Source organism: Streptomyces violens, from assembly GCF_000717745.1.
GTDB classification, from domain to species: Bacteria; Actinomycetota; Actinomycetes; order Streptomycetales; family Streptomycetaceae; genus Streptomyces; species Streptomyces violens.
In genome coordinates this window covers 616,613-638,173 of the sequence record NZ_JOBH01000002.1, presented here as the reverse complement: position 1 = coordinate 638,173, position 21,561 = coordinate 616,613, and the positions used below count along the sequence as shown (strand labels likewise).

Here is a 21,561-nt window from a genome sequence, read left to right as displayed (position 1 = left end):
TTCCCCGCAGGGGAGGCGGCCGGCCCTTTTGTCCCTCCGGGGACCCCTGCAACGGAGGTGTACGGATGACCAGCAGCATCCCCGCCGTCGGCACTCGAACGGCCGAAGGCTCCACCCTCCAGGCCGTCTTTCTCGATCTGGACGGCACCCTCGTCGACACCGAAGGCTTCTGGTGGGAGGTGGAGGCCGAGGTCTTCGCCGACCTGGGGTACGTACTGGACGAAGCGCACCGCCAAGTGGTGGTCGGCGGGCCGATGACCCGCAGCGCCTCGTACCTGATCCAGGCCACCGGCGCGACGATCGCGCTCGCGGAGCTGACCACGCTGCTCAACGCCCGTTTCACCGCCCGGATCGCGGGGGGAGTGCCGCTGATGCCGGGCGCCCGCAGGCTGCTGGCCGAGCTGGCGGCCCATCAGGTGCCCACCGCGCTGGTCTCCGCCTCGCACCGCGACATCATCGACCGCATGCTGGACTCGCTGGGTGCCGAGCACTTCCATCTCACCCTCGCCGGCGACGACCTGGCGCGCACCAAGCCGCACCCGGACCCGTATCTGACCGCCGCCGCCCGGCTCGGCGTGGAACCGGCGCGCTGCGCGGTCGTGGAGGACACCGTGACGGGCGTGACGGCGGCCGAGGCGGCCGGCTGCCGGGTGGTCGCCGTGCCGTCGGTGCTGCCGATCGAGCCGGCCCCGACGCGGACGGTCGTACCGTCGCTGGAAGAGGTCGATCTGCCTTTTCTGCGGGCCCTCATCACGGAAAAACGATGACCGTGCACTGAGCGTTGTGGTGAGAAAGGCCGAACGGGGTCGGAAGGGACGCTGAGGAGTGGTCCGCTCATTTTCCGTGACGAATACCGGTGCTGAATTCTCATGTCACCGGTTGCATTGGAATCCGTGACGTTTATCACGCGCCGGGCCATCGACAAGTGGGGTGAAGGGTGCTCCATGGGGGTGGTGAGGGGGGTTGGGCGGGGTTAAGTGTCCGCATTGGTCAATCGACGTACGAATCGTTCCAGTGTCCGGATATCGGTCACCCCATGAGCGTTATCTGGGCGTGATATGCGCTCAACTCTGCTGTGTCACGGACCCGCAGACCGTTCCTACTAATGTCGACGCGAGCAACACCTCTGCGCTGATAAGGAACCTGCCGACGATGAATCGCACGACCTTGGTGCTGCCGGTCCTGGCCGGTCTGCTCGCTCCCGCACTGGCAGCCTGCGGAAGCGGCGACAGTGCGGACGGGGACGGTAGAGCGATCGTCGTGGGGACCACCGACACCATCGAGGCGTCCAAGGCGGCCCCGGCCCCCTTCGACCCCGTGCAGACCTACGACGTCGGCGCCTGGAACGTGCTGCGCGGCACCTTCCAGACCCTGATGCGGCTGCCCCGTACCGGTAACGCACCGGTCCCCGAGGCGGCCCGCTCGTGCGGCTTCCGCGACACCCAGAACGAGCAGTACCGCTGCACCCTGCGGGACGGCCTGGAGTTCAGCAACGGCGACCCCCTCACCGCCACCGACGTGAAGTTCTCCGTCGAGCGGATGCTGCGCATCAACTACGCCAACGGCCCGGTGTCCCTCATGGACAACGTCGACACCGTCGAGACGGCCGGGAAGCACGAGGTGGTCTTCCACCTCAAGAAGCCCGACGCCACCTTCCCGCAGAAGCTCGCCACCCCCGCCGCCGCGATCGTCGACCACAAGGTCTACCCCCGCAACGCCCTCTACAAGGGCTTCGACCTGGTCGGCTCCGGCCCGTACCAGCTCGAGGCCGAGCACAGCGGCAACCGCGTCACCAAGGCCGTCTTCACCCGCAACCCCGGCTACAAGGGGAGCATCGAGCCGCAGAACGACAAGGTCGAGATGCGGTTCTTCCCCGACTCCGAGGCCATGGAGAAGGCGCTGCGCAAGGGCGACATCGACCTGATGAACCGCAGCCTGTCGCCGCATCAGGTGCAGGGCCTGGAGAACGCCCGGAGCTCCCATGTCTCCCTCACGGAGATGCCCGGCCAGGAGATCCGCTACCTTGCCTTCAACACCGAAGCGCCCGCCGTCCGCAACAAGGCGGTACGTCAGGCCATCGCGCAGATGGTGGACCGTTCGGCACTGGTCCGCGACGTGTACGCGCACACCGGCGACCCGCTGTACTCCCTGGTGCCGACCGGCCTCACCGGCCACATCAATTCCTTCTTCAGCAAGTACGGCAACCCCGACCCCGCCGAGGCCAAGCGCATCCTGGAGCGCGCGGGCATCAACGCCCCCGTGAAGCTGACCCTCGCCTACACGAAGAACCACTACGGTTCGATCACCGAGGACGAGTTCAAGGAGCTGCAGAAGCAGTTGAACAAGGACGGCGTCTTCGACGTGACCCTCAAGGGCGTGGACAGCTGGCAGACCTTCCGCGAGGACTCCGCCAAGGGCGAGTACCCGGCCTGGGGCATGGGCTGGTACGCCGACATCCCGGACGCCGACAACTACCTCGCGCCCTTCATAGGAAAGGGCAACTTCCTCGGCTCCCCCTACCGGAACCACCGGATCGAGGACCAGCTGATCCCGGCCACGCGTCAGCAGACCGACCGCAACGCCGCCGCCGGCAGCTTCAAGCAGGCGCAGAACATCGTGGCCGACGACGTTCCGGTCCTTCCCCTGTGGCAGGGCAAGCAGTACGTCGCCGCGCGTGACGACATCACCGGCGTGGAGTGGGCGCTCAACTCCTCCTCCGCGCTGCAGATCTGGGAACTGGGCCGCGGCGTCGCCGACTGACGCCCGAGCAACGGCCGGCCGGCGCCCGCACCACGGGCACCGGCCGGCCGGCCCGCAGAGCGGGTTCCCCGCTCATCGGCCGACGGCCTCGTCGGCAGGCAACCGCGACACCAACTGTGAGGAACGCGCACGTGAGGAAACGTGACCAGCTGCTCGCCGCCCCCTTGTGTGCGGGGCTGGCCGCAGCCCTGCTGGCAGGCTGCGGCTCGGGCGACGACGAGGGTGCCGGGGTCGGTGAACCCGTGGTCATGGGCATGACGGACAAGATCCAGTCGATCGACCCGGCGTCCGGCTACGACCCCGGCTCCTGGCTGCTGTTCAACAACGTCTTCCAGTCCCTGATCAGCTTCCCCAAGGGCGGCACCACCCCCCAGCCGGAAGCCGCCAAGAGCTGCACCTTCACCGACACCAGCAGCAAGGTCTACCGCTGCAAGCTGAAGGACGGCCTGAAGTTCAGCAACGGGGACGCCCTCACGTCCAAGGACGTGAAGTTCTCCTTCGACCGCACCCTGCGGATCAACGACAAGAACGGCCCCGCCGTCATGCTCGCCGGGCTCGACAAGATCGACACGCCCGACGAGAAGACCGTCGTCTTCCACCTCAAGACGCCCGACGCGACCTTCCCCATGAAGATCGCTTCCGGCGCCGGCTCCATCGTCGACAGCAAGGAATACCCGGCCGACAAGCTCCGCACCGACGGCAAGGCGGTCGGCTCCGGCGTCTACAAGCTCGGCAGCTACGACGACAAGCAGGCCGTCTTCTCCGTCAACGGCTCCTACAAGGGCCCCGCCAAGGTCAAGAACTCCGGCATGACCATGAAGTTCTTCGACTCCCAGACGGAACTGAAGCACGCCGTCCAGGACGGGAAGATCGACCTGGCCTACCGCGGCCTCGCCAACAAGGACATCGCCGACCTGGACCACGCCGTCGACAGCGGCCGCACCCAGGTCGTCGAGGGCGACAGCGCCGAGGTCATGCACCTGGTCTTCAACACGAAGGACCCGGTCGTCGGCAAGCTCGGCGTCCGCAAGGCCATGGCGTACACCATCGACCGCGCCTCCCTGGTCCGCGACGTCTACCAGCGCACCGTCGAGCCGCTCTTCTCCATCGTCCCGGCCGGCATCACCGGCCACACCACGGCCTTCTTCGACACCTACGGCTCCCGCCCGCAGCGCGACAAGGCCGAGGCGGCGCTGCGCTCCGCCGGCGTCCAGGGCAAGGCGAAGGTCACCCTCTGGTCCACCCCGACCCGCTACGGCCCCGACACCGACGCGGCGCTCCAGGAACTCGCCCAGCAGCTCAACGCCAGCGGCCTCTTCGACGCCAAGGTCAAGAGCGTGCCGTTCGAGGACTACGAGAAGGGCGTCGCCGCCGGCAAGTACGGCGTGTACGTCAAGGGCTGGGTCCCGGACTACCCGGACCCCGACAACTTCACCCAGCCCTTCTTCGGCAAGGGCAACGTCCTGAACAACGGCTTCGACTCGTCGCGCATCACCGGCAGCCTGCTGCCGAGGACCGCCGCCGAGCCCGACCGCGGCGCCACCAAGAAGGACTACCGCGAGGTGCAGCAGATCGTCGCCGACGAACTGCCCCTGCTCCCGCTGTGGCAGGGCAAGCAGTACGCCGTCGCCCGGGACACCGTCTCCGGCCTGGAGTGGACGCTGGACTCCTCGACGGTCTTCCGCTTCTGGGAGATCAGCAAGAGCGCGGAGGAGTAAACGGCCTCCGGCCTCAACGGCACGGGGAAGGCCCGGCGCGAGTGATCGCGCCGGGCCTTCCCCGTTCTTCCGTGGCGCCCCGGCGCCTACTGCGCGCCGGGGCGCACCAGTCCGCTCTCGTACGCGTACACCGCGGCCTGCACCCGGTCCCGCAGGCCCAGCTTCGTCAGCACATGGCCCACATGCGTCTTCACCGTCGTCTCGCTCACGAACAGGTCCGCCGCGATCTCCGCGTTCGACAGGCCCCGCGCGACCAGCTTCAGCACCTCCACCTCGCGCTCGGTGAGCGTGCCGAGCGCGTCCGGCACCGGCTCCTCGCCCGACGGCAGATGCGTCGCGTACTTGTCCAGCAGCCGGCGCGTGATGCTCGGCGCGAGCATCGCCTCACCCGCCGCCACGACGCGGATCGCCTGCACCAGCTCGTTCGCCGGGGCGTCCTTGAGCAGGAAGCCGCTGGCGCCGGCCCGCAGCGCCTCCACGACGTACTCGTCCAGATCGAACGTCGTCAGCACCAGGACCTTCGCCGGGCCGTCCTTCGCCGGGCCCGTGATCCGGCGGGTCGCCTCCACCCCGTCCATCCGCGGCATACGGATGTCCATCAGCACCACATCGGGCTGCAGCGCCCGCACCTGATCCAGCGCCTGCATGCCGTCACCGGCCTCGCCGACGACCGCGAGGTCCTGCTCGGCCTCCAGGATCATCCGGAAGCCGGTACGCAGCAGCGGCTGGTCGTCGACCAGCAGGACGCGGATAGTCACGAACTCTCCTTCGATTGGCCTGCTGCCCCATTCTGCCCTGCCGCGTCCGGTCCGGAGGGCGGTCCGGGGATCACCGGCAGCGCCCGCTCCGCGGCCTCCGGGCCCGGCAGCACCGGCTCCGCGGCCTCCGCGCCCGGCACCAGCGGATACGGCGGGGGAGTGCCTCCGAACTCCGGACACACCGCACGGTGATCGCACCAGTTGCACAGCTTCGACGGGCGCGGCCGCCAGTCGCCCGAGTCCGTCGCCTTCTGGATCGCGTCCCACAGCGCCAGCAGCTTGCGCTCCACGCCCCGCAGATCCGCCTCGGAGGGGTCGTACGTCAACACGTCACCGCTGCCCAGATACACCAGCTGCAGCCGGCGCGGCACCAGCCCGCGCAGCCGCCAGAGCACCAGCGCGTAGAACTTCATCTGGAACAGCGCGCCCTCGCTGTACTCCGGGCGGGGCGCCTTGCCCGTCTTGTAGTCGACCAGCCGCACCTCGCCCGTCGGCGCCACGTCCACCCGGTCGATGAAGCCGCGCAGCCGCAGCCCCGACTCCAGCACCGTCTCCACGTACAGCTCGCGGTCGGCCGGCTCCAGGCGCGTCGGGTCCTCCAGCGTGAACCACCGCTCCACCAGCGCCTCGGCGTCCGCCAGCCAGCGCGCCAGCCGCTTGCCCTCCGGATCGTCCGCGAACAGCTCCGCCAGCTCCGGCCGCTTCTCCAACAGCTTCTTCCACTCGCCCGGCACCATGGACCGCGCGCTCGGCGCCGTGCGCTCCGCCGCCGGCGCGTCGAAGAGCCGCTCCAGGACCGCGTGCACCACCGTGCCCCGGGTGGCCGCCTCGCTGGGCTTCTCCGGCAGCTTGTCGATCACCCGGAAGCGGTACAGCAGCGGGCACTGCAGGAAATCGCTCGCGCGGGAGGGCGACAGCGCCACCGGGCGCGCCGGAGCAGGCGCGGCCCGTACGGCCTTCTCGGTGCTCGTGTCCATAGCCCTAGACCCTACGGCCCGCCACTGACAACCCTCCGCATACCATCGACGGCGGACCGCTTCGCCCTGCATGATCGTGGTATCGGACCGGACAGGCCGGTCAGGAGCGAAGGCCGTACACCGACGAGGGGACGCCGTGGACGAGAGCGGGAAGCCGCAGGGCCCGCAGGACGCCCAGGAGTCCGCCACCGCACCGGACACCGCCCAGGAGGCGGGGCCGGAGGCCGGCAAGGGCCTGCCCGAACGGGCGCCGGACGAGCCGAGCGGCACCCCGCGCGCCCCGGAAGCACCACGGGAGGACGCCGACACGCCCGGTACCGGTAGCGGTACTGGTACGGCGTCCGAGAAGCCGCGGCGCGGCGCCACGCCCGGCTCCGTCGACGGCGCCGCCAACGGACGCCGCGGCATCGGCGGCGGCATCCTCATGGGCAAGCCCTTCGGCGTGCCCGTGTACGTCGCCCCCAGCTGGTTCCTCGTCGCGGCCCTCATCACCTGGGTCTTCGGCGGCCAGCTGGAACGCGTACTGCCCGAGCTCGGCGGCGCCCGGTACCTCGTCTCCCTCTTCTTCGCCGTCGCCTTCTACGCCTCCGTCCTGGTGCACGAGCTGGCGCACACCGTCGCCGCGCTCCGCTTCAAGCTCCCCGTGCGCCGTATCCAGCTCCAGTTCTTCGGCGGCGTCTCGGAGATCGAGAAGGAGTCCGAGACCCCCGGCCGCGAGTTCGTCCTCGCCTTCGTGGGCCCGCTGCTCTCCCTCGTGCTCGCCGGTGTCTTCTACGGCGCGATGTACCTCGTCGAGCCCGGCACCGTCCCCGGCGTCCTGATCGCCGGCCTGATGATCTCCAACCTCATCGTCGCGATCTTCAACCTGCTGCCCGGGCTCCCGCTCGACGGCGGCCGGATGCTCCGCGCCGTCGTCTGGGCCATTACGGGCAAGCCGATGACCGGCACCGTCGCCGCCGCCTGGGTCGGCCGCGCGCTCGCCGTCGCCGTCCTCATCGGACTGCCGCTGCTCACCCACACCGGGGCGCTGGGCAACGAACGCCCCGACATCGGGGGCGTCGACTCCCTCACCGACGCCCTGCTCGCCGCGATCCTCGCCGCGATCATCTGGACCGGCGCCGGCAACAGCCTGCGCATGGCCCGGCTCCGCGCACACCTCCCGGACCTCCGCGCCCGTGCGCTCACCCGGCGCGCCGTCCCCGTGGAGTCGCACACGCCGCTCTCCGAGGCGCTGCGCCGGGCCAACGACGCGGGCGCCCGCGCCCTGGTCGTCGTCGACGGCCACGGCACCCCCACCGCCGTCGTCCGCGAGGCCGCCATCGTCGGCATCCCCGAACACCGCCGCCCCTGGGTCGCGGTCAGCGGCCTCGCCCAGGACCTCAAGGAGGGCATGCGCGTCCCGGCCGAGCTGGCCGGCGAGGACCTCCTGGACCACCTCCGCGCCACCCCCGCGACCGAGTACCTCGTGGTGGAGGACACCGGCGAGATCTACGGCGTCCTCTCCACCGCCGACGTCGAAAAGGCCTTCGTATCAGCAATGGCCCGCCCGTCCTGACCGCCCCGGGATTCCCGCCGTTCCCTCCTGGGTAACCCCCAGCCGGGGGCCCGCGCCTGTTCGACCGCCCCCGTAGCGCAGCGCCGACTGCCTGCCCTGGTACGGAGCGCTCCCCACGCCCGGTAGGCTGGTCACATGTCCGAACCGACCGGTGCCGCCCGCCGTCGCGGGCCCTTCAAGGTCGGGGACCAGGTCCAGCTCACCGATCCCAAGGGTCGCCACTACACGTTCACGCTCGAAGCGGGGAAGAGCTTCCACACCCACAAGGGAGCCTTCCCCCACGACGAGCTGATCGGCGCTCCCGAGGGCAGTGTTGTCCGTACCACCGGGAACGTCGCCTACCTCGCGCTGCGCCCCCTGCTCCCCGACTACGTCCTGTCCATGCCCCGCGGTGCCGCCGTGGTCTACCCCAAGGACGCGGGGCAGATCCTGGCGATGGCCGACATCTTCCCCGGCGCCCGCGTCGTCGAGGCGGGAGTGGGATCCGGGTCGCTCAGCAGCTTCCTGCTGCGCGCCATCGGCGACCAGGGCATGCTGCACAGCTACGAGCGGCGCGCCGACTTCGCCGAGATCGCCACCCAGAACGTCGAGCGGTACTTCGGGGGCCCGCACCCCGCCTGGACGCTTACCGTCGGTGACCTCCAGGACAACCTCTCCGACACCGACGTCGACCGCGTCATCCTGGACATGCTCGCCCCCTGGGAGTGCCTGGACGCCGTATCCAAGGCGCTCGTCCCCGGCGGCATCCTGTGCGCGTACGTCGCCACGACCACGCAGCTGGCCCGCACCGTCGAGGCCATCCGCGACCACGGCACCTTCAACGAGCCGTCGGCCTGGGAGACCATGGTCCGCACCTGGCACGTCGAGGGCCTGGCCGTCCGGCCCGACCACCGCATGATCGGCCACACCGGCTTCCTGCTCACCGCCCGCCGCCTCGCGGACGGCGTCGAGCCGCCGCTGCGCCGCCGCCGGCCCGCCAAGGGCGCGTACGGCGAGGACTACACCGGCCCCGGTGGCCAGTCCGCGCCCGCCGAGGAGCAGCAGGTGCACAAGAGCCCGGCCCAGAAGCTCCGCGAGAAGAAGGAACGCGAGCAGCGGGAGCAGGCCGCCCAGGACGCCGCCGAGAGCTGACGCGCTCGCAGCCGTACGAACCGAACCGCACGGCGCCGCCGGTGAGTTCCCGCTCGGGAACCCCGGCGGCGCCGTCGTGTTTCGGGATATAGCCGTGTTTCCGGATATGTGGGAACTACCGGCGGGGGCCCCGCGTTGCCAGGGCAAGGACCGAGTTCCTCAAGTTTTCTTCTTGGTCCGGACTTGTTGGTTCCGTGACGCGGCGTCGTGTGGAACGATGCCGGGCAACCCCCACCGCCACAGCTCTTCCCAGGAGTTATTCCGCGTGCAGTCCATGGCAGGCCCGGACCTTCCGCACACCGGCACGACCCCCATGCAGTGGCTCGCCACCGCGACCGCCGTCGCGGGTGTGGTGGCCCTGGCCTCCTTCGTCCAGCCCACCGGCGCCACGGCCTCCGCCGCCTCCGCCGCGACCTCGGCCGCCGGCCGCCCCGCCCCCGCGGCCACCGCGCCGGACGCGGGCGCCGCCCATTACCCCCTCGACTGCGGACCGAACAAGGTCGATGTGGCGGACAAGCTCTCCGGCGATCTCGACGGCGACGGCGGCCCCGAGACCGTCGCCGTGGTCCGCTGCCACGCCGAGATGGGCACCCCGCCCAGCGGTGTGTACGTCCTCGCCGCACCGTCCGTGAAAGGCGCCGCGCCGCGCGTCGTGGCCACCCTCGTCGACCCCGCCGACAAGCTGAGCGTGCGGGATCTCACCCTGACCGGCCGCGCGCTGAGCGCCACGCTCTCGGGCTACTCCAGCACGGATGTGCCGCGCTGCTGCCCCGATGTCCACAAGGCCGCCAAGTGGCAATGGCAGAACGGCAAGTTCGTCGAGAGCGAACTTTCCGCCGCGGAGGACGCGGAGGACGGGCTTCCGGCCGCCCGGGGAGTGTGAACGGGGCGTGTGAACGGAACTTTTTGCCGCGCCGCTGCGTGACCGCGGCATCACTGCGTGACTGCCGCATCACCGCGCGTCCGGCCGTCTGGTTCCGGCCGGACGCGCTCCGTTGCTCTCTGTCGCCGGGCTGCCGTCCGGTGCCCCGTGACCGGTCACCCGGCACCCCGTTACCGGGCGTCCGGCTACTCCGCGTCCGGCCCGTACACCTCGGCCTTGTCCGACACGCGGCGCACGTGAATGCAGTCGCCGGGGCACTCCTTCGCGGAGTCCCGCACGTCGTTGAGCAGCGGCAACGGGACCGGCGTGGTGGCGCCCTTGTCCTGCAGCAGCTCGTCGTCGGCGCTCTTCACGTACGCCAGCCCGTCGATGTCGAGCTCGAAGACCTCCGGCGCGTACTGCGCGCAGATGCCGTCCCCGGTGCAGAGGTCCTGGTCGATCCAGACCTCGAGCTCGGTGGCTTCTTCCTGGGCGCTCATCTCGCCTGCCGTTCCTGCGTACGTTTAACCGATGTTGTCTAAGTAGTGCCAGCACTGACGGGTGTTGACCGTGTCGACGATACAACCGGTCGCTTTCCGATGTTGTCGGGTGGGTATCACCCCAGGGTGAGGACGTGCGCAAGGGTGAAGATCGGACACACCCCGACAGTCTTTTCGATCTAGGGGTTTCAACCTGCACCGGCCCAGGTAGGGTCAGGAAGCGTCCAGCTCCCCTTGGAGGAGGTGAGGACCGTGGCAGCCCACGACGACGACATCAACCGCGGCATCCGGCCGGGGCGGGGGTCTGAAGACCCTGCCGGCCAGGTTGCCTATCTCGAGCAGGAGATCGCCGTCCTGCGACGCAAGCTCGCCGACTCTCCGCGTCACACGAGGATTCTCGAAGAGCGGATCGTCGAGCTGCAGACCAACCTGGCCGGCGTATCGGCTCAGAACGAGCGACTCGCCAACACTCTCCGTGAGGCCCGCGACCAGATCGTCGCGCTCAAGGAGGAGGTCGACCGGCTCGCTCAGCCGCCGGCCGGCTTCGGTGTCTTTCTGCAGGCGAACGAGGACGGCACCTGCGACATTTTCACCGGAGGCCGAAAGCTCCGGGTCAATGTCAGCCCGAGCGTCGAGCTCGAAGAGCTCAGGCGTGGCCAGGAGGTCATGCTCAACGAAGCGCTCAACGTGGTCGAAGCCATGGAGTTCGAGAGCGCCGGGGACATCGTCACCCTCAAGGAGATCCTCGAGGACGGCGAGCGCGCCCTGGTGATCGGGCACACCGACGAGGAACGGGTGGTGAGGCTCGCCGAGCCGCTGCTGGACATCACCATCCGCCCCGGCGACGCCCTGCTCCTCGAGCCCCGCTCCGGCTACGTCTATGAAGTCATTCCCAAGAGCGAGGTCGAAGAGCTGGTCCTCGAAGAGGTACCGGACATCGACTACACCAAGATCGGCGGTCTGGGCGGCCAGATCGAGATGATCCGGGACGCCGTCGAGCTCCCGTATCTCTACCCCGATCTGTTCAAGGAGCACGAACTGCGCCCGCCCAAGGGCGTCTTGCTCTACGGCCCGCCCGGGTGCGGCAAGACGCTCATCGCCAAGGCGGTCGCCAACTCCCTCGCCAAGAAGGTCGCCGAGGTGACCGGCAAGCCCGCGGGGAAGAGCTTCTTCCTCAACATCAAGGGCCCCGAGCTCCTCAACAAGTACGTCGGCGAGACCGAGCGGCACATCCGCCTGGTCTTCCAGCGGGCGAGGGAGAAGGCCAGCGAGGGCACGCCCGTCATCGTCTTCTTCGACGAGATGGACTCCCTCTTCCGCACCCGGGGCTCGGGCGTCAGCTCGGACGTGGAGAACACCATCGTCCCGCAGCTGCTCTCCGAGATCGACGGTGTGGAGGGCCTGGAAAATGTGATCGTCATCGGTGCCTCGAACCGTGAGGACATGATCGACCCGGCGATCCTGCGGCCCGGCCGGCTCGACGTCAAGATCAAGATCGAGCGTCCGGACGCCGAAGCCGCCAAGGACATCTTCTCGAAGTACCTCACCGAGCGGCTTCCGCTGCACTCCGACGACCTCGCCGAGCACGCCGGCTCGAAGAAGGCCGCGGTCAGCGGCATGATCCAGTCGGTCGTCGAGCAGATGTACGCGGAATCGGAGGAGAACCGCTTCCTGGAGGTCACCTACGCCAACGGTGACAAGGAAGTCCTGTACTTCAAGGACTTCAACTCCGGCGCCATGATCGAAAACATCGTCGGACGCGCCAAGAAGATGGCCATCAAGGCATTCCTCGAACAGAACCAGAAGGGTCTCCGGGTCGCCCACCTGCTCCAGGCGTGCGTGGACGAGTTCAAGGAGAACGAGGACCTGCCCAACACGACCAACCCGGACGACTGGGCCCGTATCTCCGGCAAGAAGGGCGAGCGGATCGTCTACATCCGCACCCTCGTCACCGGCAAGCAGGGCGCGGACACCGGTCGCTCCATCGACACGGTGGCGAACACCGGGCAGTACCTGTAACACCGCTCACCGGCTGCGGATGTCCCAGGCGGGGCGTCCGCAGCCGGACGCTTTCCAGGGGCCGGGACGCACCCTGGAGATCCCCCGGCGGAACAGGGAAAACCGGACTGGAGCAATGACTGTAATGATCTCCCCAGCGCCGCATCGGCGTTCTAGGCTCTTCGGTACCGCCGCACCACACAGTGCGGAAGCGGGGACCGCATTCGGACCGGAAGCGCAGCGGTACTTGAGCGCCGACCCCAGCCGGGGGCGCCGCCGGGCAAGGAGGGCCGCATGACCGTACGGCGAGTAATGGGCATCGAGACGGAGTACGGCATCTCCGTCCCCGGCCACCCGAACGCCAATGCCATGCTCACCTCGTCCCAAGTCGTCAACGCCTACGCGGCGGCGATGCACCGGGCGCGCCGCGCCCGCTGGGACTTCGAGGAGGAGAACCCGCTGCGGGACGCCCGCGGCTTCGACCTCGCACGTGAGAACGCCGACGCCAGCCAGCTCACGGACGAGGACATCGGTCTGGCCAACGTCATCCTCACCAACGGCGCGCGGCTCTACGTCGACCACGCGCACCCCGAGTACAGCGCTCCCGAGGTCACCAATCCGCGCGACGCCGTCCTGTGGGACAAGGCCGGCGAGCGCATCATGGCCGAGGCCGCCGAGAAGGCCGCCCAGGTCCCCGGCGCCCAGCCGATCCACCTGTACAAGAACAACACCGACAACAAGGGCGCCTCCTACGGCACGCACGAGAACTACCTGATGAAGCGGGAGACCCCCTTCTCGGACATCGTGCGCCACCTGACGCCCTTCTTCGTCTCCCGGCAGGTCGTCACCGGTGCCGGACGCGTCGGCATCGGCCAGGACGGCCACGAGCACGGCTTCCAGCTCAGCCAGCGCGCCGACTACTTCGAGGTGGAGGTGGGTTTGGAGACGACGCTCAAGCGGCCCATCATCAACACCCGCGACGAGCCGCACGCGGACGCCGAGAAGTACCGCCGGCTCCACGTGATCATCGGCGACGCGAACCTCTCCGAGATCTCCACGTATCTGAAACTGGGCACGACGGCGCTGGTCCTCTCCATGATCGAGGACGGCTTCATCAACGTCGACCTCGCCGTCGACCAGCCCGTACGCACCCTCCACCAGGTCTCGCACGACCCCTCGCTGCAGCATCTGATCACGCTCCGCAGCGGCCGGACACTCACCGCTGTGCAGCTCCAGATGGAGTACTACGAGCTGGCGCGCAAGTACGTCGAGGAGCGCTTCGGGGCCGACGCGGACGAGCAGACCAAGGACGTCCTCACCCGGTGGGAGGACGTGCTCGGCCGGCTGGAGAACGACCCGATGAGCCTCTCCGGCACGCTGGACTGGGTCGCCAAGCGGGAGCTCATGGAGGGCTACCGGCGCCGCGACAGCCTCGACTGGGACGCGGCCCGGCTGCACCTGGTCGACCTCCAGTACGCCGACGTACGGCCCGACAAGGGCCTGTACAACCGACTGGCGGAGCGCGGCAAGATGCAGCGCCTCGTGACCGAGGCGGACGTCGAGAAGGCGGAGATCAAGCCTCCGGAGGACACGCGGGCCTACTTCCGGGGCCGCTGCCTCGAACAGTACGCGGACGACGTCGCCGCGGCGTCCTGGGACTCCGTGATCTTCGATCTGCCGGGCCGTGACTCGCTCCAGCGCGTGCCGACGCTGGAGCCGCTGCGCGGCACCCGCAATCACGTCAAGGAGCTTCTGGACCGCTGCCGCACGGCGGAGGACCTGGTCCGGGTCCTCAGCGGCGGCTGAGGCGGTAAAACCGCGTACGGGCCGCTCACGGCCTGATCGCGGTCCGATCGTGACCGATCCGGGGCCCCGCCGGGCGGCTGAAAGGTCCGCCCGGCGGGAATCATCGAGGTGAGTCCCGGACGTTGAGGGAAAGTGCAGGGCCGATGTCGGACCCAGCTTGTAGGGTCTGATCTTGACAGTCACATCGAGCGGGGCGAACCGAGCGGGGTGAGGGATATGGCGACCAAGGACACCGGCGGCGGGCAGCAGAAGGCTTCGCGCAGCACCGAAGAGGTCGAGGAGCAGACCCAGGACGCGGAAGCGTCCGAGGACCTCAAGGAACGCCAGGAAAAGCTGTCGGACGACGTGGACTCCGTGCTGGACGAAATCGACGATGTGCTCGAAGAGAATGCCGAGGACTTCGTCCGGTCCTTCGTCCAGAAGGGCGGAGAGTAACGCGCATTCCGCCAGGGCGCGCCCCGACGAAAGTCGGGCGTGCGCCCGGCGATGCGCTTCGCCGCATGCCGCCTGTGGAGCGGGGCACCGAGCCGGTGCCCGGCGGCGCACACGGTATGTGGATCATGTAAACGGTATGGGTAAGGTCCGGGGCGTACGTGCTTCAGCTGCAGCGCAGCGCTGGGCCAAGTCAAGGATCGGCCGGACGCCTTGGGCGGGCGGCCGAGTATCCGGAAGGAAACGTGTGGAAGCCAATACTCGAAGCACCGGGCGTCTACCAGCGGCCTTCCTGACGCCTGGGTCCTCCTCGTTCATGGACTTTCTCAGTGAGCACTCGCCGGAGCTGCTGCCGGGGAACCGGCCGCTGCCGCCCGTGCAGGGGGCGATCGAGGCGCCGCACGGCACGACGATCGTGGCGGCGACCTTCCCCGGGGGTGTCGTGCTCGCCGGTGACCGCCGCGCGACGATGGGTAACGTCATCGCGCAGCGGGACATCGAGAAGGTCTTCCCGGCGGACGAGTACAGCGCGGTCGGGATTGCCGGTACGGCGGGGCTCGCCGTGGAGATGGTGAAGCTCTTCCAGCTGGAGCTGGAGCACTTCGAGAAGGTCGAGGGCGCGCAGCTGTCCCTGGAGGGCAAGGCGAACCGCCTCTCGACGATGATCCGCAGCAATCTCGGCATGGCCATGCAGGGCCTGGCCGTGGTGCCGCTGTTCGCGGGGTTCGACGTCGACCGGGAGAAGGGCCGTATTTTCTCCTACGACGTGACCGGCGGACGGTCGGAGGAGACGGGGTACGCCGCGACCGGTTCCGGTTCGGTGTTCGCCCGGAGCGCGCTCAAGAAGCTGTTCCGGGACGACTTCTCCGAGAACGAGGCGGCGACCGCGGTCGTGCAGGCGCTGTACGACGCCGCGGACGACGACTCGGCGACCGGCGGCCCGGACCTGGGCCGGCGGATCTACCCGATCGTCACGGTGATCACCGATGAGGGCTTCAAGAGGCTCACCAGTGACGAGGTGTCCGAGATCGCCCGTGCGGTGCACGAGCGGCGTCTGGAGCAGCCGGACGGCCCGCGGGCGGCGCTGCTCTGACGGGGCGGCAGCGGACTCGCGGATGACGGATGATCCGGAGGTGCTTTCGCCAGTGAGAGAGCCATTGACAGAAAGGGACGGATAGCCGGTGTCGACGCCGTTCTATGTCTCACCCCAGCAGGCCATGGCGGATCGCGCCGAGTACGCCCGCAAGGGCATCGCGCGCGGACGCAGTGTTGTTGCTCTGCAGTATGCCGACGGCGTCGTTTTCGTCGCCGAGAATCCTTCCCGTGCACTGCACAAGGTCAGTGAGATTTATGACCGGATCGCCTTTGCGGCGGTCGGTAAATACAACGAGTTCGAGAACCTCCGGATCGGTGGCGTGCGCTACGCCGATCTGCGGGGGTACACCTACGACCGTGAGGACGTGACCGCGCGCGGGCTGGCGAACACCTATGCCCAGACGCTCGGTGCGATCTTCTCCAGTGCGGCCGAGAAGCCGTACGAGGTGGAGCTGCTGGTCGCGGAGGTGGGCGCCACCGCCGAGGACGATCAGATCTATCGACTGCCGCATGACGGTTCGATCGTGGACGAGCACGGTTCGGTCGCGGTCGGCGGCAATGCCGATCAGATCAGCACTTACCTCGATCAGCATCACCGGGACGGCATGTCACTGGGCGAGGCGCTGAAGCTCGCCGTGGAGTCGCTGTCGCGGGACAACAACGGCGGGGAGCGCACGCTGACCCCGGAGCAGCTGGAGGTCGCGGTCCTGGACCGCAAGCGGCCGCAGCAGCGGAAGTTCAAGCGGGTGCCGAGCAGTCAGCTGTCCCGGCTGCTGGCTTCGGAGGGGTCGTCGGTGGGGGCCACCGAGGCCGGTTCCGCCGAGGAGCCGGAGTCCGGTACGTCCGGTGCGGAGACCGGCTCCGAGCGCTCGGAGGGCTCGGAGGAGTAGCCCGCTCCCGTCCGTCCGTCTCGCGCCGCCCCGGTGGGTCACTTCCCGCCGGGGCGCGCGGCGTTTCAGGGGCGCGCCGGCGGGGCGGCCGTCGAGCCGCGGGTGATCAGCTCGACCGGGAGCGTGGTGGGCGCGGCGGGCGGGCGGCCGTCGAGGACGTCGATGAGGGCGCGCATGCCGGCCGCGCCGAACTCCTCGGCCGGCAGCCGTACGGTGGTCAGCTCCGGTTCGACGGCGGTGGCCAGGGCGAGGTCGTCGAAGCCGGTGACGGAGACGTCCTCGGGGACGCGCAGGCCGAGCCGGCGGGCGGCCTTGCAGGCGCCGGCGGCGAGGATGTCGTCGTCGCAGACCAGGGCGGTGGGGCGGGGGCCCGGGGCGGTCAGGGCCGCGTGTGCGGCGTGCAGCCCGGCGTCCACGGTGAGCGGCGCGGCTTCGGTACGGAGCGCCGCGTCCGGTACGGCCCGTACGGCTTCGGCCAGGGCGTTCGCGCGCACGTGGAAGGTCCAGGAGTCGACGGCGGCGGCGAGGTGGGTGAGCCGGCGGTGGCCGAGGCCGAGCAGGTGGCGGGCGGTCTGCCGGGCGCCGTCGGCGATGTCGAGGTTGACGGTGGCGGCGGCCGGGGTGTCCTCGGGGTCGTTGTCGAGCATGACCAGGGGCAGGCCCTCGCCGTAGAGGGCAGTGAGCGCGTCGGTGGCCATGGAGGAGGCGATGACGCCGTCGAGGGTGGCGCGGGCGGAGTCGAAGGGGTCGCGGGCCGGGCCGATGCCCTCGGGCGAGGGGTACAGGACGAGGCCGAAGCCGCTGTCGGCGGCGATGCGGGCGGCGCCGGTGTAGACGCGGGCGAAGAATTCGGTGGTGAGGACCGGCACGACGAGGAGGGCCGTGCGGGTGCGGCCGAGGCGGAGGCTGCGGGCGGCGAGGTTGGGGCGGTAGCCGAGCTCGCGGGCCGCGGCGCGTACGGCGTCGGCCTTGGCCTGCGAGACGCGGCCGCGCCATTTGTCGCCGAGTACGAGGGAGACGGCCGCCTGGGAGACGCCTGCGGCGCGTGCCACGTCCTTGCTGGTGACGCGTCCGGACGTGGTCGTCTGCTCCGTCACTGGCGTGGCTGCCCTTTCGTATCGGCGGCTGCGTGCGGGCCCTGTCTCCTGTGCGCGGCCCGCGCTCATTGCGGTGGACCCGCGGTCAGCGGCCATGGTACGTATGACGCGTCACGTTATACGTAACACGGAAAACGTCCACTGGACGACTCCCGGCCCGGACGGCCGGCGGAGAGGGGCGGGTATGGCCGCGGGATACGCGGAGCTGCTCAGGACGCGCCACGCGGCGCGGCTGCTGACCGGCACCTTGATCGGGAGGCTGCCGAACGCCACGGCGGCGCTGGCGGTGGTGCTCTTCACCCGTGCCGAGGGCGGCAGCTATGCCCTGGCGGGTGTGCTCTCGGCCGTGTACGGCCTCTGCAACGCCGCAGGACAGCCGCTGCTGGGCCGCGCGGTCGACCTGTGGGGTCAGCCGCGGGTCATGCTCCCCTCGGCCGTCCTGTCGGCGCTGGGCATGGTTCTGCTGGCCGTCGCCGGCATCGACCCGCTGTGGCCGGCGTACGCGGCCATGGTGGTCGCCGGATTCTTCACGCCGCCCCTGGAGGGCGGGCTGCGGGCGCTGTGGCCCGGGGTACTGAAGCGCCCGGAGCGGGTGCACGCGGCGTACGCGCTGGACGCGGTGGCGCAGGAAGTGATGTTCGCGGTCGGCCCGTTGCTGGTGACGCTGAGCGTCGCGGTGTGGTCCGAGCGGGTGGCGCTGCTGGTCATCAACGTACTCGGGGTGCTGGGCGCGCTCTCGGTGGTGGTCTCGCCGCCGTCCCGGCAGTGGCGCAGCGCGCCGCGCGAGGCGCACTGGCTGGGGGCGCTGCGATCGCGCGGGATGCTCGTGCTGATCGGGTCGTTCTTCTTCGTGGGGCTCGCGCTGGGTTCGATAGCGGTGGCGGCGGTGGCGTACGCCGACACGCACGGCGGACAGATGGTTTCCAGCTATTTGCTGTCGGCGCTGGGCGTGGGGGCGCTGGTCGGCGGTGTGGTGTACGGGGCGCGGGAGTGGCCGGGGGCGCCGGAGCACCGGCTGCGGGTGCTGATCGGTCTGCTGGCGCTCGGGTACCTGCCGTTGGCGCTGGTCCCGGGGGTGGCGGGGATGACGGCGCTGACGGGGCTCGCGGGGGTGTTCCTGGCGCCCGCGCTGGCGTGCGCGTTCATCGTGGTGGACCGGCACGCGCCGCGGGGGACGGTGACGGAGGCGTTCTCGTGGCTGGTCACGACGTTCGGGGTGGGGGCCGCTGTGGGTACGTCAGTGGTGGGCCCTGCGGTGGAGCTGGGCGGCGCGGCGGCGGGTTTCGCGGTCGCGGGCGGCGGTGGTCTCGCCGCGCTGGCGGTGATGGTCGCGGCGCGGCGTTTTCTGCTGCCCACCGAGACGCGCACGGTGAGTGCCGTCCAGGCGGAAAATGATCGAAACGGTACTGTCGAACCCGGTTTCAGAGCAGGCCATCAGGCGTAATGTTCAGTCATGGACCGCCGCATTTTCGGGCTGGAGAACGAGTACGGCGTCACGTGTACGTTCAGGGGACAGCGCCGCCTGTCTCCTGACGAAGTGGCGCGGTACCTCTTCCGCCGTGTCGTGTCATGGGGCCGCAGCAGCAATGTCTTCCTGCGGAACGGTGCCCGCCTGTACTTGGACGTGGGATCGCACCCGGAATACGCAACTCCCGAGTGCGACAACGTGACCGAGCTGGTCACCCACGACAAGGCCGGCGAGCGCATTCTCGAGGGGCTGCTCGTCGACGCCGAACGCCGCCTGCACGAGGAGGGAATCGCCGGAGACGTCTATCTCTTCAAGAACAACACCGATTCGGCGGGAAACTCCTACGGGTGTCACGAGAACTACCTCGTGGCGCGGCACGGGGAGTTCTCCAGGCTCGCGGACATCCTCATTCCGTTCCTGGTGACCCGTCAGCTGCTGTGCGGCGCCGGAAAGGTGCTGCAGACGCCGCGCGGTGCGGTGTACTGCGTCAGTCAGCGCGCCGAACACATCTGGGAAGGGGTCTCCTCGGCGACGACCCGCTCCCGGCCGATCATCAACACCCGTGACGAGCCGCACGCCGACGCCGAGCGGTACCGCCGGCTGCACGTCATCGTGGGTGACTCCAACATGTCCGAGACGACCATGCTGCTGAAGGTCGGCGCCACCGACCTCGTCCTGCGCATGATCGAGGCGGGCACCGTGATGCGTGACCTGACGCTGGAGAACCCGATCCGGGCGATCCGCGAGGTCAGCCACGACATCACCGGTCAGCGCAAGGTGCGGCTGGCGAGCGGCCGGGAGGCGTCGGCCCTCGAAGTCCAGCAGGAGTACTACGAGAAGGCGGTGGACTTCTGCGACCGCCGCGGCATCCGCACGGGCACGGTCGAGCGGGTCCTGGAGCTGTGGGGCCGCACGCTGGACGCGATCCGGGAAGAGGACCTGGACCGGGTCGCGACCGAGATCGACTGGGTGATGAAGTACCAGCTGATCGACCGTTACCGCGCCAAGAACAACATCACGATGTCGCATCCGCGGGTCGCGCAGATAGACCTCGCGTACCACGACATCCACCGCCGCCGGGGCCTGTACTACCTCCTGGAGAAAAAGGGCCAGGCGGCGCGGGTGTGCAACGATCTGAAGATCTTCGAGGGCAAGTCCGTGCCGCCGCAGACGACGCGGGCGCGACTGCGCGGCGATTTCATCCGCCGGGCACAGGAACAGCGCAGGGACTTCACGGTCGACTGGGTGCATCTCAAGCTCAATGACCAGGCGCAGCGCACGGTGCTGTGCAAGGACCCGTTCCGGTCGGTGGACGACCGGGTGGAGAAGCTCATCGCAGGAATGTGACCCGCTTCGCGGCGCGGCGGTGTGTCAACGGCCTTTGTGCCGGGGCACACCGCCGTGTTGTCTCTGCCCGTGTTGTCTCTGGAATTGCGGTAGGGGTCAGGTCGTAGAGTGGCGGGCATTGCCCATCCACCCCTCTAGCCCGAGTTGGACTGATGAAGCTCACGAAGAACACCCGCCGTGCCGCGGCCGCGGCGATCGCCGTGCCCGTCCTGCTGTTCACCGCCGCGTGCGGGTCCGACGACGAGGGCTCCGACGCGGGCGTCGCGTCGGTGGAAGGCAAGGCCGGCGAGCAGCCCAAGATCAAGGTCGACAAGAAGGCCAAGCCGTCGGACACCCCGGTCGTGAAGACCCTCGCCGAGGGCAAGGGCGCGGCCGTGAAGAAGGGCGACTTCGTCCGGCTGGACTTCGTGGGCCAGATGACGAAGGGCCAGTCGCTGGGCAGCAGCTGGGCCAAGCAGCCGGGCGCGAGCGCCAAGGCGCCGCGCATGCAGGCCGTCGGCACGGCCGGGACGGCCACCCCGCAGCTCCCCACGAAGGTGATGGAGGCGGTGACGGGCAAGAAGGTCGGCTCCCGCTTCGAGATCGAGGGCACCGCCAAGGCGCTCATCGGTGACCAGCTGAACCCGCAGGCGGGCGTGAAGCCCAGCGACGGCCTGGTGTGGGTCGTCGACGTGGTCGCCGCCAAGAAGGCCGACAAGAACGGCGAGGTGAAGGGCGAGCAGGCGGCGCCGGAGGCCGGTATGCCGGAGGTGAAGTCGCCGAGCCGGAAGCCCGCGGAGATCACCGTCCCCAAGGGCGAGAAGGCCCCCAAGGAGACCAAGAGCCAGGTGCTCATCAAGGGCGACGGCCCGAAGGTGAAGGCCGGCGAGGGGCTGATCGCGCAGTACACGGGCGTGAAGTGGGAGGACGGCAAGATGTTCGACTCCTCCTGGAAGCACGGCGGCGCGACCGCCTTCCAGATCGGCACCAACGCGGTCGTCAAGGGCTGGGACAAGGCCCTGGTCGGCAAGAACGTCGGCGACCGTGTCGAGATCGTCGTACCGCCCAAGGACGGGTACGGTACGAGCCCGCAGGGCGGCGAGCTGGCCAACCACACGTTGGTCTTCTCGGTGGACATCCTCGACACGTTCTGAGGGCACCGGAGCCGTACGCCGCCCGCCGCGATGA

The 21,561-nt window shown here is 69.4% G+C and carries 18 protein-coding genes; 14 read left to right on the top strand and 4 right to left on the bottom strand.

The features are described from left to right. Positions 1-65 precede the first annotated feature (65 nt). The 3 genes from IF04_RS0106145 (at position 66) to IF04_RS0106135 (ending at position 4,478) form a co-directional block, all read left to right on the top strand. Entirely contained in the window at positions 66-767 is a 702-nt protein-coding gene (locus tag IF04_RS0106145) for an HAD family hydrolase (RefSeq protein ID WP_030252065.1), read from the top strand. Between the two features lie 385 nt (positions 768-1,152). Further along, positions 1,153-2,760 (top strand): ABC transporter substrate-binding protein, encoded by a 1,608-nt coding sequence (locus IF04_RS0106140; protein ID WP_030252063.1) that lies wholly within the window; start codon positions 1,153-1,155, stop codon positions 2,758-2,760. Positions 2,761-2,891: 131 nt separating this feature from the next. Beyond that, positions 2,892-4,478, top strand: coding sequence for an ABC transporter substrate-binding protein (locus tag IF04_RS0106135; RefSeq protein ID WP_030252061.1), 1,587 nt, complete (start codon positions 2,892-2,894; stop codon positions 4,476-4,478). Between the two features lie 86 nt (positions 4,479-4,564). On the opposite strand, the gene IF04_RS0106130 is transcribed toward IF04_RS0106135, so the two are convergent. Continuing rightward, entirely contained in the window at positions 4,565-5,236 is a 672-nt protein-coding gene (locus tag IF04_RS0106130) for a response regulator (protein WP_030252059.1), read from the bottom strand. Next, positions 5,233-6,213, bottom strand: a complete 981-nt coding sequence (locus tag IF04_RS0106125; protein WP_078599887.1) for a RecB family exonuclease — start codon at positions 6,211-6,213, stop codon at positions 5,233-5,235. Before IF04_RS0106125 ends, IF04_RS0106130 begins: the two co-directional genes overlap by 4 nt. 136 nt (positions 6,214-6,349) lie before the next feature. Between IF04_RS0106125 and IF04_RS0106120 the strand changes: the two genes are divergently transcribed. From IF04_RS0106120 to IF04_RS0106110, 3 genes are all read left to right on the top strand, one after another. Further along, positions 6,350-7,768, top strand: a complete 1,419-nt coding sequence (locus tag IF04_RS0106120; RefSeq protein WP_063829436.1) for a site-2 protease family protein — start codon at positions 6,350-6,352, stop codon at positions 7,766-7,768. Positions 7,769-7,903: 135 nt separating this feature from the next. Continuing rightward, entirely contained in the window at positions 7,904-8,899 is a 996-nt protein-coding gene (locus IF04_RS0106115; protein WP_030252049.1) for a tRNA (adenine-N1)-methyltransferase, read from the top strand. 265 nt (positions 8,900-9,164) lie between these two features. Further along, complete coding sequence (locus IF04_RS0106110) at positions 9,165-9,782, top strand: hypothetical protein (protein WP_030252047.1); 618 nt, start codon at positions 9,165-9,167, stop codon at positions 9,780-9,782. A 185-nt stretch (positions 9,783-9,967) separates the two neighbouring features. Here the strand turns inward: IF04_RS0106110 and IF04_RS0106105 are convergent, their stop codons facing one another. Further along, the gene (locus tag IF04_RS0106105) at positions 9,968-10,261 is read right to left on the bottom strand and encodes a ferredoxin (protein ID WP_030252045.1); all 294 of its coding nucleotides are present in this window, start codon (positions 10,259-10,261) and stop codon (positions 9,968-9,970) included. Positions 10,262-10,513: 252 nt separating this feature from the next. On the opposite strand from IF04_RS0106105, the gene arc reads away from it, so the two are divergent. From arc to prcA, 5 genes are all read left to right on the top strand, one after another. Next, positions 10,514-12,280 (top strand): proteasome ATPase, encoded by a 1,767-nt coding sequence (arc, locus tag IF04_RS0106100; RefSeq protein ID WP_030252043.1) that lies wholly within the window; start codon positions 10,514-10,516, stop codon positions 12,278-12,280. 273 nt (positions 12,281-12,553) lie between these two features. Then, positions 12,554-14,065, top strand: a complete 1,512-nt coding sequence (dop, locus tag IF04_RS0106095; RefSeq protein ID WP_342668116.1) for a depupylase/deamidase Dop — start codon at positions 12,554-12,556, stop codon at positions 14,063-14,065. Between the two features lie 216 nt (positions 14,066-14,281). After that, entirely contained in the window at positions 14,282-14,500 is a 219-nt protein-coding gene (locus IF04_RS0106090) for a ubiquitin-like protein Pup (RefSeq protein ID WP_030252037.1), read from the top strand. A 244-nt stretch (positions 14,501-14,744) separates the two neighbouring features. Next, the gene (gene prcB / locus IF04_RS0106085; RefSeq protein WP_030252034.1) at positions 14,745-15,590 is read left to right on the top strand and encodes a proteasome subunit beta; all 846 of its coding nucleotides are present in this window, start codon (positions 14,745-14,747) and stop codon (positions 15,588-15,590) included. 88 nt (positions 15,591-15,678) lie between these two features. Further along, on the top strand, positions 15,679-16,482 hold the full coding sequence (gene prcA / locus IF04_RS0106080) for a proteasome subunit alpha (protein ID WP_030252032.1): 804 nt from the start codon (positions 15,679-15,681) through the stop codon (positions 16,480-16,482). 65 nt (positions 16,483-16,547) lie between these two features. Here the strand turns inward: prcA and IF04_RS0106075 are convergent, their stop codons facing one another. Next, positions 16,548-17,579 (bottom strand): LacI family DNA-binding transcriptional regulator, encoded by a 1,032-nt coding sequence (locus IF04_RS0106075; protein WP_030252030.1) that lies wholly within the window; start codon positions 17,577-17,579, stop codon positions 16,548-16,550. Between the two features lie 184 nt (positions 17,580-17,763). Between IF04_RS0106075 and IF04_RS0106070 the strand changes: the two genes are divergently transcribed. The 3 genes from IF04_RS0106070 to IF04_RS0106060 all read left to right on the top strand — a co-directional run bounded on the left by IF04_RS0106070 (position 17,764) and on the right by IF04_RS0106060 (position 21,527). Beyond that, on the top strand, positions 17,764-19,023 hold the full coding sequence (locus tag IF04_RS0106070; RefSeq protein ID WP_030252027.1) for an MFS transporter: 1,260 nt from the start codon (positions 17,764-17,766) through the stop codon (positions 19,021-19,023). Positions 19,024-19,032: 9 nt separating this feature from the next. Next, entirely contained in the window at positions 19,033-20,394 is a 1,362-nt protein-coding gene (pafA, locus tag IF04_RS0106065) for a Pup--protein ligase (protein ID WP_030252024.1), read from the top strand. Between the two features lie 152 nt (positions 20,395-20,546). Further along, positions 20,547-21,527: an FKBP-type peptidyl-prolyl cis-trans isomerase gene (locus tag IF04_RS0106060; protein ID WP_030252020.1), complete on the top strand. Its 981-nt coding sequence runs from the start codon at positions 20,547-20,549 to the stop codon at positions 21,525-21,527. Positions 21,528-21,561 lie beyond the last annotated feature (34 nt).